Origin of the sequence: Aquimarina algiphila (genome assembly GCF_947494415.1) — a bacterium.
Lineage (GTDB): Bacteria > Bacteroidota > Bacteroidia > Flavobacteriales > Flavobacteriaceae > Aquimarina > Aquimarina algiphila.
The window spans coordinates 854,493-867,328 of sequence record NZ_CANLVC010000006.1 but is presented as its reverse complement, the minus strand read 5'-3'; the positions used below and the strand labels follow the sequence as shown (position 1 = coordinate 867,328).

The 12,836-nt window shown below is 30.0% G+C and carries 11 protein-coding genes; 3 read left to right on the top strand and 8 right to left on the bottom strand.

All coding sequences use genetic code 11. The annotated features are described in order from the left end of the window. Positions 1-11: 11 nt before the first annotated feature. The 8 genes from PQF96_RS12990 to PQF96_RS12955 all read right to left on the bottom strand — a co-directional run bounded on the left by PQF96_RS12990 (position 12) and on the right by PQF96_RS12955 (position 8,399). A complete protein-coding gene (locus PQF96_RS12990) occupies positions 12-371 on the bottom strand; it encodes a hypothetical protein (protein ID WP_271766655.1) in 360 nt (119 codons plus the stop codon). Between the two features lie 62 nt (positions 372-433). Continuing rightward, positions 434-658: a hypothetical protein gene (locus PQF96_RS12985; RefSeq protein ID WP_271766653.1), complete on the bottom strand. Its 225-nt coding sequence runs from the start codon at positions 656-658 to the stop codon at positions 434-436. A gap of 15 nt (positions 659-673) precedes the next feature. Then, positions 674-1,036, bottom strand: a complete 363-nt coding sequence (locus PQF96_RS12980) for a hypothetical protein (protein ID WP_271766652.1) — start codon at positions 1,034-1,036, stop codon at positions 674-676. A 12-nt stretch (positions 1,037-1,048) separates the two neighbouring features. Next, on the bottom strand, positions 1,049-2,131 hold the full coding sequence (locus tag PQF96_RS12975) for a trypsin-like peptidase domain-containing protein (protein WP_271766651.1): 1,083 nt from the start codon (positions 2,129-2,131) through the stop codon (positions 1,049-1,051). 12 nt (positions 2,132-2,143) lie between these two features. Further along, a complete protein-coding gene (locus PQF96_RS12970) occupies positions 2,144-3,343 on the bottom strand; it encodes a type III secretion system chaperone family protein (protein WP_271766649.1) in 1,200 nt (399 codons plus the stop codon). Positions 3,344-3,397: 54 nt separating this feature from the next. Then, positions 3,398-4,729 carry a hypothetical protein gene (locus tag PQF96_RS12965; RefSeq protein ID WP_271766647.1) on the bottom strand — a complete coding sequence of 444 codons (1,332 nt, stop codon included), beginning with the start codon at positions 4,727-4,729 and terminating at the stop codon, positions 3,398-3,400. A gap of 277 nt (positions 4,730-5,006) precedes the next feature. Continuing rightward, complete coding sequence (locus tag PQF96_RS12960) at positions 5,007-5,804, bottom strand: helix-turn-helix domain-containing protein (RefSeq protein ID WP_271766645.1); 798 nt, start codon at positions 5,802-5,804, stop codon at positions 5,007-5,009. A 462-nt stretch (positions 5,805-6,266) separates the two neighbouring features. Beyond that, positions 6,267-8,399: an ATP-binding protein gene (locus PQF96_RS12955; RefSeq protein WP_271766643.1), complete on the bottom strand. Its 2,133-nt coding sequence runs from the start codon at positions 8,397-8,399 to the stop codon at positions 6,267-6,269. A gap of 1,126 nt (positions 8,400-9,525) precedes the next feature. Between PQF96_RS12955 and PQF96_RS12950 the strand changes: the two genes are divergently transcribed. The 3 genes from PQF96_RS12950 (at position 9,526) to PQF96_RS12940 (ending at position 12,835) form a co-directional block, all read left to right on the top strand. Continuing rightward, positions 9,526-9,789: a hypothetical protein gene (locus PQF96_RS12950; RefSeq protein WP_271766641.1), complete on the top strand. Its 264-nt coding sequence runs from the start codon at positions 9,526-9,528 to the stop codon at positions 9,787-9,789. A gap of 957 nt (positions 9,790-10,746) precedes the next feature. Then, the gene (locus PQF96_RS12945) at positions 10,747-11,514 is read left to right on the top strand and encodes a DUF6597 domain-containing transcriptional factor (RefSeq protein ID WP_271766640.1); all 768 of its coding nucleotides are present in this window, start codon (positions 10,747-10,749) and stop codon (positions 11,512-11,514) included. A gap of 19 nt (positions 11,515-11,533) precedes the next feature. Next, a complete protein-coding gene (locus PQF96_RS12940; protein ID WP_271766638.1) occupies positions 11,534-12,835 on the top strand; it encodes a ferredoxin reductase family protein in 1,302 nt (433 codons plus the stop codon). The last annotated feature ends 1 nt before the right edge of the window (position 12,836 follow it).

Here is a 12,836-nt window from a genome sequence, read left to right as displayed (position 1 = left end):
ATTGTTTTTATTCAACAGTAAAAGGCAATTCGTACTCTTTTTTTTGGTTGAGAACTACGTGTTTTTACTTCTATTTTAGCTTTTAAAGGTGTTTCTGTAAGTAAAAACACTTTCACATACCTATTATCTTTATGTACTGTCCAAGAAAGACTACTTAACAGCATTTCTGTTTGTTTGGTTTTACTGGCTTTATACAACCAACGTTCTACAGCTATGGGTTCAAAATTTATCATTTTACCCATATAGGTAAGTTGAATTCCTGGTTTTGCATCATTCCCCATTTCTGTGCAGCTATATGCTTTTACTTCTATAGCTGAATTATCTTCTAGGTCTTTAACATACCATTTGTCTATTTTCTTAAAAAAAATCATGCTTTTAGGGTTACCAAGGCTTTTAAATGTGTTAAACTTGAAAGTCTTTTATTTTTAAGATTCTATATTGCCTTACTTAAATGTGTGTTTTTTACACTAAAATTGTTTACAAAAACATCATCTAATTCGTCTGCTTTTTTTACTAACCCGGCAAGGTTTTCAAGAATTTCTGCTGACAGATAATTCCTATCATACTTAGTTGCAACTTCTTCTAATTGTCTTTTTTGAATCTCTGTAAGTTGTGATACATCTGTAATTTCTCGTTTATCTATAAATACTAGTTTCATTATCACTAATTTTTGTTATTCAATAGTAAAAGGCAACTCATATTCTTTTATTTTTGGTTGTGAACTACGTGTTTTTACCTCTATTTTAGCTTTTAATGGTGTATTTGTAAGTAAAGATACCTTTACATACCTATCTTCATGTATTGTCCAAGAATGTCTACTTAACAACATTTCTGTTTGATTGGTTTTACTAGCTTTATACAACCAACGTTCTACAGTTAAAGGTTCAAAATTTACCATTTTACCCATATAACGAACTTGAATTCCTGGTCTTGATTGATTCCCCATTTGGGTGCATCCATATATTTTTATACTAAGGGAAGTATTATCTTCTAAATCTTTTACTGACCATTCATCTATAATTGTTTTAACATTCATCTTTATGCTCTTTTATATTACTTTACTTAAATGTGTCATTTTTGCACCAAAATTGTTTACAAAAACATCATCTAATTCGTCTGCTTTTTTTGCTAATCTGGCAAGGTTTTCAAGAATTTCTAATTCGTTTTCGGTATATAAATCGCTTATATGAATTCTATAAGAGAGGTATATTTTATTTTGGGAAATGGATAGTTGATATACACCTGTATCTTCTGTTAAAATGTATTGGTATAACTTATCTAAGTTTGTTCTTGGCAAATCGTTTAACGCTGAAGAAGCAAATAAGTAATTACTCTCACATACATATACCTTGATAAGGGCACTACCTTGATGAAAGGTCCAATACTCGTTACCAGATCTTGCTAGAACAGGTGATATCCCTAATTTAGCTATGGCTTGTTCTACTTTTACCGAAAATTCTGATAGTGGTGTATCATCAAACATTTTCTCATTAATATCTGTACCACAATTAGGGCAATAGTTTGTTTTTTCTGCAATTAAACCATTACAACTATGGCACGCCATTGTTAAGGTATTACTTTGCAATTCTGGCACAATACTTAATTCTTCATGTAGTGTACCCATAGGAATGGCAAAGCCCATATTGTCGGCATTAGTAAACTTAGAGGTTACTACCCCTACCAAATCTCCTGCACTATTAATAATTGGCCCCCCGCTATTACCCGGGTTTACAGCAGCATCGGTTTGTATAAAATTGCTCCCATTCATTATTTGATGTGGGTTAGATACAATACCCTCTGTTACTGTAAATGGCATACCATACGGATACCCTAGCACCAATACTTTATCACCTGTAAAAGTTTCGTTATTTTGTGATGCAGTTACTGTATTTATAGGAGTTGGTAAATCCTTTGGCTTTAAAAAAGCAAGGTCTTTGCCTGAGTTTATATACATTACATTGGCTAAGTATCTATTTTTTTCTTGGTCTTCTATACTTACCAAGGTGTTTCCTTCTATAACATGGTAATTGGTAATAATAATGTTATGCTCGGTATTATAAAATCCTGTACCTGTACCTTGAGATGTATTAATACGATATATAGAATCTTGTATTTTTTTTGAAATACTCATTTTTTGTGTTGTTTAGTTTGTTGATTTCATGATGTTTTGAAATGACTGCATGGCTTGTTGTATTTTGTTCCCCATTGCTTTTGAGAGATCCATACCATAATCGTTCTCTTCTACGGTGTCTTCCATTACCGATTTCATACCATTAAATAATATGGGCGCTGCTTCACTAAATTTAAGGTTGCTAGCTTTTTTTAAGGCTTCTACAAGAGGTTTACTTATATCTTCATTTACTAAATTGTAGTAATACATATTGTAAAAACCAGATAACATACAAAGGCAAGCACCTTCGTTATTAGAACTGCTCATCATATCTTTTACATCTGCATATAAACCTTCCCAATCCTTTCTAACATTTTCTTTTTTACCGTTGTATTTGGTAGGTATAAACGTTTCTGTTTTGTATAAGTTGGTTCCTAATTTTTCTGATGAGCATGCTTTTAACTTTAACAAGTCTTCTTTGGCTTGGTGTAAACGTGTGTGGAATGCTATGTTACGGTTGCAAAATGCGTTTATAGCATTCTCTATTTGGGTTTTTAAATAGCCTTTTGGTGAGATGCAATAGTCTAATTTTTTAAAGGTAATGTTGAATACATACCAAGCATCGTTTTCGTAACGTTTTGCCATATAATAATTGTAACGTGCCAAACCATCTTCTATAATAGCTTGGTAATTTTGATAGGCTGTATTTTTTACTGTATCTGGGTAGGGTTCTATTTTAGGTTCTTGTAAATTTTTGGCATTAAATTTTTCGATAAACTCATCGTCATAACTATCAGCAAAAGTGCATATTTCTCTTAGTACATTGTATATTTTATAAGGTTCACAAAGATGCAAGGGGCTTTTAAAATAAAACACCACTTCATTATTTTCTAAAACCAGATTTGTTAGGTTTAAAGGATACATACGCATTTCTGCCAACTGGCGTAATAGTGGTGTTTTTTTAGCCTCTTCTATATTCAAAAATGGACATTTTACACTTAATGTCGTATCTGTTTGGTTTATATAAACGGTTACCGAACCGTGCGGGATGATATACCCTTCATTTGTTTTTTTATGTTCCAAACCAGGGTTTACATATGCCAATATAGTGGGTAGTATTTGGCTATATTGTTTGGTGTTGTAAAAATGAAGCACCTCATCCCATTTCTCTGGTTGAAATGTAGGTGCTTCATTAAAGCTTAATGGTGGTATATAGGTGTTACAGGTTTTCATATACTTTATTGTTTATTTAAATTTTTTAGTGATTTTATATGTATTTATAGTCTCCTATTTTACAACCACATCATTTACGATAGCGTTATTGCTACCATCTGTAAGTGGTATTTTTTCTTCATTTTTCCAAATAGTAGCTATGTTTTTTTGCTTAGTTGTATTGAACTCTGCACCACCTAAATACGTATTGTTACCTGAAACATGTACTGTATTAAAAAAGATAAAGGCAGCATCATTTAAACCATTTACAAGCGTATTGTTTTTCCAAAAATTAGAAGTATCCCCATGATAACCAACAACATATACATCATTATTTGATACATATATATCTTGTGGCTCAGCACCACTATTTGTACCTAGAGGTAATACAGTATCTTCATCATTTTTCCAAAGTATAGGTACAGAAGGAGTACTTATTTCATAACCTGTTACATAAACATCATCTTCTGTAACATATATTGCGGTGGCTTCTGCAACGTTACCATTTGAAAGAATATTGAGTTCTCCATTTTTCCAAAATACAGGGAAATTTCCAACAAGTCCCTTTATAGTTCCTGCAACATACACATCATTACCTAATACATAAATGGATTTTCCTTGAGTTGCTCTATTTTCGACGTTTGTATAATGTGTCGCTTCGCCGTTTTCCCAAACAGTGGCAGTACTTACAGATGATGTTGTTCCATTAGGATTCGAAAAAACAACAACCTCATTACCAGACACATAAATATCATCATTTATAATATAAATATCGTTTGCAATTGATATTTTATTAGGATCTGCTAGTTGTATCACTTCTCCATTTTTCCAAAGGATAGCAGAAGAATTTAATACATTTTGTTCATAGCCTGCCACATATACATCGCCATTATTTGCAACGGCAACTGCTTTTGCAAAAGTTTGATTAGCAGTGTTAGATGGTAATACAGTGGCTTCGCCATTCTTCCAAAGCATTGGTATTCTTATGCCTGCGCTGTTTTCTTCTGTTCCTAATGCATAAACATCATCAACATTGGTAACTGTTATAGTAATGCTAGCTGCTGTAGTATTTGTACCGTCTGACACTTCTATTATAATGGTATGTGACTGTGCTATATTATAGTTTAACGTTTTGCCAATAGCTAGGGTTAATTCTCCTTTTTGGGTTATGGTAAATAAATCATTATCATTAGTGGTAATGCTAAAAGTAAGGGGGTCGTTTTCTGTATTAACTACCACTATGGTTGCCAATACTTCTTTTTCTTTTACATCTTCTGCAATAGTAAATTCTTGGTTTGCTACTTGTGGCTCTTTATTTTGAGGGGCATCATCATCTTTACTACAACTACTTAGTATTATTAGTATAATGGCTATAATTACTCTCGTTGCTTTTTTAATTGTTTTCATTTTTATTTTCTAATTGAGGTATACCAAATATTTCTTAGACAACTATATAAACTATATTTATATAGTGTATGCTTTTTCACAATACCTACTTTGCCTTTTTATTGTATGTATAACATTATAGGTGTTGTTATTTAAGAAAGAATTTATACTTGATTGGCAACTTCAAAACTAGACAAACAACCTTCTAGAAACCAGATAATAAGCTTGCAATATGTCTCAATTTTATTTTTTTGAGACAAATTTTGTTGGTTACTACAGCTTTATAATTCACTTATTTTCATGCTGCCTTAACCAATTTTAGGTATTGTGTAGGTGTAATACCCATTACACTTTTAAAAGCTCTGTAAAATGAAGCTCTACTTTTAAAACCTACCAATTCTGCTATAGATTCTATAGTGAAAGAGTTATATTTTTCTAGTAAGATGGTTTTTGATGCTTCTATCCGGAAATCGTTGACTAGTTGAGAGAAGTTTTTACATAATTCTTTATTAATAGCAGTAGATACTTCGGTAGTAGAAAAACCTAAATCTTTAGAAAGGTCGTAAATTGTATATTCTGGTTTTAAATATGCTTCGCTCTTTGTTAAAAAACTGGTAATGGTTTTTGCTTGTAAAACAACTTTTGATCTTGATTTTTCTTCACTACTTTCATTATAAACTAATGGTATTTTATCAACAAGTTCTAAATCTTTTAAAAATACCTTGTAAGTATCTTCATCAAAAATTACTGGATATTTAAAAGCGCTATACACTATAAAAACTCCTAAGAAAAATATTAAAAAAGGGGAAATCACCAAATCTAGAAAACTAGCTGGCATTAAAAGATACGTGAGTATTGAAACAACCTTAAATCCAAATACTATAATAATAAAACGCTGTGTGAATTTGACTTTAACCTTGCTCTTTGTAGAAAATAGATTAAATACCTTTTTTTTGAATTTACAAACTTGATAGACACCAATACTAAAATACAATAATTGCATTAGCATAAACAACCCTTTTAAGGCAACTATTTCTATTGGAAATTCTGCTCTTTTTATAGCTAGCACATAACTTTCTTTTGAAATAGCGTCCATCGCTAAGTATTTAAAAAAGAAAAATAGATCACCACAAATAATGAAGATACTTATGACAAATAATGGATGTGTAATAACTATATTCTTTCCACACATCCTATTCACATAATAAAATATTAATGGGGCAAAAAGATAAGAGATTGCATTAATAAGAAAATACAAATCCCCATAAAAGATTGTATTTATATTTAGTATATCCAAAATATTAAATCCAAAAACTAGCAAAGGGACTAAAAAAATAACTGCTAAAAGTTTATTTAATATAATATCATTTTTAAAAAAAAGAATACTAAATAAAAATACAATTTGTAATGCAACTATAAAGTTCAAATATTCCATATGCCTCTTTTCTTACAAAGATGCATTTCATATTAAAAGATTATTTTTAGTTATGTAACAATCTTTTACTCTATTGTAACACTAAACATAATCCAATAATTATCAAAGCATTAAAATTCAAAACTAATTGAAATCTGAAGGCAAGCTACCGAATTGTTTTTTGAAAGCAGTTGTGAAATATGACAAACTATTGAACCCTACTTTATATGCTGTTTGGGAAACAGTTTCACCTATTTTAAGAAAATCTTTGGCTCTTTGAAGTCGAATATATCGAATAAATGAACTAGTCGAATACTCTGTTAGCGAAGTGATTTTTCGATGTAATTGCATACGACTCATACCTAAACTTTTACAAAGTTCAGTTGCTCCGAAATTATTATTATCAAGATTTTGTTCTATTATGGTAATAACCTTTTTAACAAAAATCTCTTCATTATTTGTAATTGTAATATCACTAGGGCTTAAATCTATAATTTTTTTATATTGTGATTTTAATAGTTTACGTTGTTGTAATAAATTTTCAATTCTAGCTTTGAGTTCTTTTGTATTAAACGGCTTTAATAAATAATCATCTGCACCAGTATTTAAACCTAATATTTTGGTTTCTGTGTCCGTTTTTGCAGTAAGTAATATAATAGGAATGTGACTTGTTAAATCGTATGACTTTAATTGTGAGCATAACTCTATCCCATTAAGCCCCTCCATCATTACATCACTTATGATTAAGTCTGGTAAATTTTTCTTAGCTTCTTCTACTCCTAATTTCCCATCTAGTACATGTGCTACTTTATAAGATTGTTTTAGTTTATTGACAATCATCTCTCCTAATGCTAAATTATCCTCTACAACCAATATGTATTTATCTTTAACATCGTTTTTTGTCTCATTAGAATTATGTCGTTTTTGTTTCTTTTCAGATACATATACAACAGCTGGTTTTAACTCATCTTCTGCTATTCTTTTAAAAGGAAGTTTAACAAAAAAAGTGCTCCCTTTGTCTATAGTACTCTCTGCATAAATTTGCCCTCCATAAAGTTCTACTAATTCCTTGGCTAATGTTAATCCTAACCCTGTTCCTATTCCTACAGTATTACTTGCTTGATAAAACCGGTCAAAAATTTTGGGAAGACTTTCTTCATTTATACCTATTCCTTGGTCTTTTACTTGTATTTCTAAAACATTGTCTTTATAGTTTACTATAAATTCTATTTTATCTCCTTTACTAGAATATTTTATGGCGTTAGACATTAGATTAGATAAAATATTATCCATAGCATCTTCATCAAACTCAACATATAGTTTACCTTCTGGAATATGTGAAATTATTTCTATACTACCTTTAGTAGCAAACGAAGTGTATATACCTACTTGGGCTCTTATATAATTATAAATACATTTAGATTCTAATTTTAACTGGAATTTACCCGACTCTAATTTTGTTAAATCTAATAATTGATTAATTAATCTTAATAACTTATTAGTTTGCGATTCCATTAATTTCCATCCCTCAGCTGGACTTTGTTCCATCTGGTCTTCTATAGTACCTTTCATAAGGGTAAGTGGTGTACGTAACTCATGAGAAATATTAGCAAAAAGTTTTGTTCTTAATGTATCTATTTCTTTTAATTGATCGGCAAATAATTTAATCCGTAATGCTTTTTCTCTTTCTTCTTCTGCTAAAGTACCTGCTATCTTATTTGCGCACAAAACTGAAATAACTTTTAATGCGTTAAGATGTTTTTTTGTATAGAATTTTTTATCTGGATGTTCCGAATCAATTACTCCTATAAGCTTATCCTTTATAATAATGGGAACCGCTATTTCAGAAAGTCTCGAGTTATCGTCTATTATATATCTAGTATCTTTTGTGGTATCCTCAACAAGTAATGGTTTACCTTCCTTTGCTACATATCCTACAATTCCTTTTCCTACTGGTATATCTATTGGGTTATATATCTCATGAGCTCTAATATTTTTATTTCCATAAGCCGCTTTTTGTTTTAACACTTGTGATCTCTCATCTAATATATATATTACGCAATCTACAAACCCTAAGTGTCCTACACAATTTTTAGTAATATCCCAAAGTATCTCGTCTACTGTATTTTTGCCGTATAGAGAATTTGAAAAATAATGAATAATTTTCTCTAATTCTTTGGCATCGTTTAGGGCTTCTTTTTTTCTGTTAAGTTGCTCTCCATATTGAATAGCATAAAGAAGTGCTATACAAGTAGCCGCAAAAATTGATAATAACAAACTACAATAATAACTGTAGTTAACTGTTGATTCTAATAAATCTATTTCAAAAAAATGGTAGTCAAAAATTTCTAATATAAGAAGGCAAAGGCAGCATAAAAAAACATTTAAAAACAGGTACTTTTTCTCCTTTATTTCAAATAATAGAACTCCACTAAAAAGCACTATCAAAAATATTAATTGAATTCCCCCACCTCTTCCTAAAATCAATGCTAACCACAACAAATACAAGTAGGAAAAAAAGTATAACCAAATTCTTGTTAAATTATAATATTTTCTGTTAATCCATAACCATGTTAAAGCTAACAATGCTGAAAAAGAAAATGTAACTATACTTAAAAAGTATTTTTCATTAAAAAAAATAAGGGTAAAAAAAAATGAACTTAGTACTGCTAAAAAAGTAAATAAATTAACAAGTTGTATTTTTTGAAGTTGCTTAAAGTCCAATATTTTATCAACTTTTGTTATTCTCATAAAAACAAATTTCTTTTTTTTAGTAAAGTTAATTATTTGTTTTTTTATCTTATAAGGTATTAGTTATTTATTAATATTTTACTTTACATTTCCTATTCTATATAAGAAATATATCTACAATTTTAGTAAAGAATAAAATCTATTTCAGAACAAGGCATACTTCCATTTTTAAATCTAGTGAGTAATTCGGTGTGCGTATTTCAAAATACTAAATCAACACATTGATTTACAGTAGTTTAAAGTTTTTCAGTTAGACCCTCCGACTCCACTAGGAATTATTCAAATTCCTTTAAAAGCCCATAAATACTATGTTTATGAGCTTTTTAATTTTCTTTTAAAATCAAAAGAAATTATATAATATCAAATAAAAAGTGCGGTAATCGGTGCGTATTTTTGAAACGTAATTTACGCACCGAATCACATGTTACCAACTGTTAATTAAGGATTTATACGTAAACCCTATTTATATTTTTTATATTCTTAAAAAGAATAAAACCCACGCACCGATGCAAAATACATTCTCTTTTTGACATCCATTCCAATGCTTGTTTTTTTAGTGACCTCATAGATTCCTTACTCATTTCTAATCTAAGGGATTAATATGTTAATCTTACAACTAGTTTTGTTCCATCTCATTAATAAATTAATCAGCATGAAATATAAGATGAAGTTAAGAAGGAAAGGGCTTTTTTGGATGTTTCCCAATAATGAATATCAAAAGAAGGAAGGTAAATTATACTACAAAAAATTGATTAAGGATAAAGTATTATTTGGTAATCCAGAAGATATAAATAGACTAGAAATACTTGAAGAAGATGTAGATAATAATAACATTAAACCAACAACATCATACCTGCTACAATCTATTAAAAAAAAGGGTTGCCAATTATTGCTTTACTTTTTGGAGTCTACATAACATTAATTTTAACCCAATCGAAGGATGTTATTTCTAATTCAAAAATGGTTCTTGCATATAGTTTGTTACTTTTATTGGTTATTTTTTTAGCGCTTTTATAGACTTTTTAATACTAGATTCTTTAAACTCGAAGCATAAAAAACAACAGCGTTTTTTAAGAAGAATTACTAATAAAAAAACATCTTTGAAGCTAAAGTACAGTAAGAAAAAATAAGAAATTCTTAGCAAGCGGACTTTATCTCGAAGTTTTATATTTTGAACTGAGCGTTCCTTTCATTTTCGGTTGGGATTAGTGTAGAGAAAATCTAAAGCTTTGAAATTGTGTCCAAGACTTTAATGAATGAAGCTCTTTTCACGAAATGAAGAGGAATGTACTGAATGGGTTTAACCTTCAAAACAGCATAAATTCAATCAAATCTTATGATAATGGTTAAAATGCTGTTAAAAAGGGGCTAATTAGGAGTCACTAAATTTATAAACCTCCTCTAGGCTCTATAAAACCTGATAAAATGGAATTCACGATAGTTCCTCATTCTCCGCTTAGAATTTACTAAATTCTATTAAAAGCCTATAAACATAATGTTTATAGGCTTTTTCAATTTCTCACACTACCATCTAAAGCCTTCAAAATCAATTAAAAAATGAATCCATATTTTAAAATAGATTATAGATATCTGAGAGGACAATAAAAATCATACATTTTACTTGGTAGGATATCCGTTTGTTATAACAGCTAAATTTGCTATTGTTATAGCTATCGAAGCTATAAGTAAATACTAGGTTATAAATCATTTAACACCACACAACATTATGAAAAGTTATTGATAGAAAAGTGAATGAAGATATAAACAGATTGACAAATGTCCTGAAAACAAAAATGTAATAAAGAAAAAACAATGACCACTTTATACAATCAATTGATAGTATCAAACTATATGTTTACACAAATTTTAACAAATGTCATCAAATAATACCAGGAAGTATACTGAATTAAACCCAAGAAAAGAATTAAAAGACTTTGTGGCATCCTATTGGGAAAGTACTAATGATACTGATCATATACAAGAAGTAACTATTTGTCCAGATGGATATGTGAAATTAATTTTTCAGTTACAAGAAGGAAGGCTTGTTAGATATATAATGACGGGATTATGGACTAAGGAAGTGGAGATTAAAATTCCGTCAGGTATTACTTCTTACGGCATTAGATTAAAGGTTATTGCACCAGAATATATTTTAAAACAGGATGCAATATCCTCATTTAACTCAGTGGTACCATTAAATTTTGACTTTTTAGACATTAAAAACATGAACTTCACATCTTTTGAAGGTGTAGTTGAACAACTTGAAACTACATTTTTAAAACGTCTTGCTTCACATAAAGAAATTAGAGGAAACAGACTTAGGTTAAGTCAACTACTCTATAATACATTTGGAGATATATTGGCTAGCGAAGTTGCTAATCAAATTTATTGGTCACAAAGAGAAATTAATAGATATCTAAATAGATACTTGGGAATTTCACTAAAGAAATACCTCAACATACAAAAATGCTATAGGGCATATTTGGAAATACGAGAGGGAGATTTTTTTCCTGAAAAAGGTTTTTTTGACCAAGCACATTTTATTCGTGAAGTAAAAAAGCATACTGGTCACACTCCCACTACCTTACACCAAGGTTTAAATGACCAATTTATACAATTGAAAAACATTAAGAAGCTATAGGTTTGAAGAAAACTTATTTATGCGAATCTTAAAACAGGAAATATATTTTCCAATCATCATCGGTATTCATTTTATTTTTTGGGCTGTAGATTTATATTTCTACAATGGAAATTTTATAGAAGTACATTCTGATACATTATTTTTTGGGGAGCTCACTAACGAATCTTGGAAAAATACACACCGAATTTTAGGAGAAGTCTTTTCCTCTTGGGTAGTGACAGTATTTGCCTTTAATTTTTTAATGGCCAGTAGAGCTAGATGGGTTGAAAACCTTTTTGGCGGATTAGATAAAATGTATCTCATACATAGAAGGTCTGGCGTTATCGCCGTATTTCTATTATTAGCTCATTTTATTGTAGTACCAAGAGACTTAGTAACATTTAATGCAGGTAAACCTTTAGGGTTTTATGCATTTATACTAATAATTATAGGTGTTATACTTTCTGCAGCACCAATCTTTAAAAAGAAAATTTCATATCACAAATGGATAAACTTTCATAAACTAATGGGGGTGTTCTATTTAATGGGGGTAATTCATGGTATGCTGGTAGATAGTCTAATAAAAGAATTGCCTATAACAAGGGTATATGTTTTCGGAATGTCATTTATTGGAATTGCCGCCTGGGTATACAGAGCCTTTTTATTCAACCTATTCAACAAGAAATTAGAGTATTCAATTAAAACAATTACATCGCTGGATAACGACATCACTGAGATAGAAATGAGTGCTTTAGGTGATAATTTTAAGTATAAAGCAGGACAATTTGCATTCTTTACATTTCCGTCAATCAGTAAAAGAGAACAACATCCATTTACGTTAAGTAGCCATCCTCACGATGATAATTTAAAAGTAACCATAAAAGGATTAGGAGATTACACGAATGCTTTAGCTTCAAAGGTAACTATTGGCGAAAAAGTGAACATAGAAGGCCCTTATGGTAAATTCTCCAGCGGTTATTCAAAAGAAAAAGAGCAAGTTTGGATTGCGGGAGGAATAGGTATTACTCCATTTTTATCACTTGTAAATGATTATTATACTAATAATGTAACACTGTATTGGTGTGTACATAATAAAAGTGAAGCCCCTTATAAAAAGAAACTTGAGGAAATTGCCTCTAAAAACCCATTGTTTGAATTTGTGCTTTGGGATTCTGAAACTAAAGGTCACATTACAGTAGATGATTTAAGCTTAAGAGAACCTAAGAAAAAAGCATATCTCATTTGTGGTCCAGATACTTTAAAGAAAAATATGATGAAACAACTTAAAAATGAAGGTATTAAGCAAAGAGATATTTACGATGAGGAGTTTGCATTTAGGTAAT

Bases quoted from the DNA above. Each gene is read 5' to 3' on its own strand.
- PQF96_RS12990 (WP_271766655.1), bottom strand. From the start codon at position 371: ATGATTTTTTTTAAGAAAATAGACAAATGGTATGTTAAAGACCTAGAA.
- PQF96_RS12985 (WP_271766653.1), bottom strand. From the start codon at position 658: ATGAAACTAGTATTTATAGATAAACGAGAAATTACAGATGTATCACAA.
- PQF96_RS12980 (WP_271766652.1), bottom strand. From the start codon at position 1,036: ATGAATGTTAAAACAATTATAGATGAATGGTCAGTAAAAGATTTAGAA.
- PQF96_RS12975 (WP_271766651.1), bottom strand. From the start codon at position 2,131: ATGAGTATTTCAAAAAAAATACAAGATTCTATATATCGTATTAATACA.
- PQF96_RS12970 (WP_271766649.1), bottom strand. From the start codon at position 3,343: ATGAAAACCTGTAACACCTATATACCACCATTAAGCTTTAATGAAGCA.
- PQF96_RS12965 (WP_271766647.1), bottom strand. From the start codon at position 4,729: ATGAAAACAATTAAAAAAGCAACGAGAGTAATTATAGCCATTATACTA.
- PQF96_RS12960 (WP_271766645.1), bottom strand. From the start codon at position 5,804: ATGGACGCTATTTCAAAAGAAAGTTATGTGCTAGCTATAAAAAGAGCA.
- PQF96_RS12950 (WP_271766641.1), top strand. From the start codon at position 9,526: ATGAAATATAAGATGAAGTTAAGAAGGAAAGGGCTTTTTTGGATGTTT.
- PQF96_RS12945 (WP_271766640.1), top strand. From the start codon at position 10,747: ATGTCATCAAATAATACCAGGAAGTATACTGAATTAAACCCAAGAAAA.
- PQF96_RS12940 (WP_271766638.1), top strand. From the start codon at position 11,534: ATGCGAATCTTAAAACAGGAAATATATTTTCCAATCATCATCGGTATT.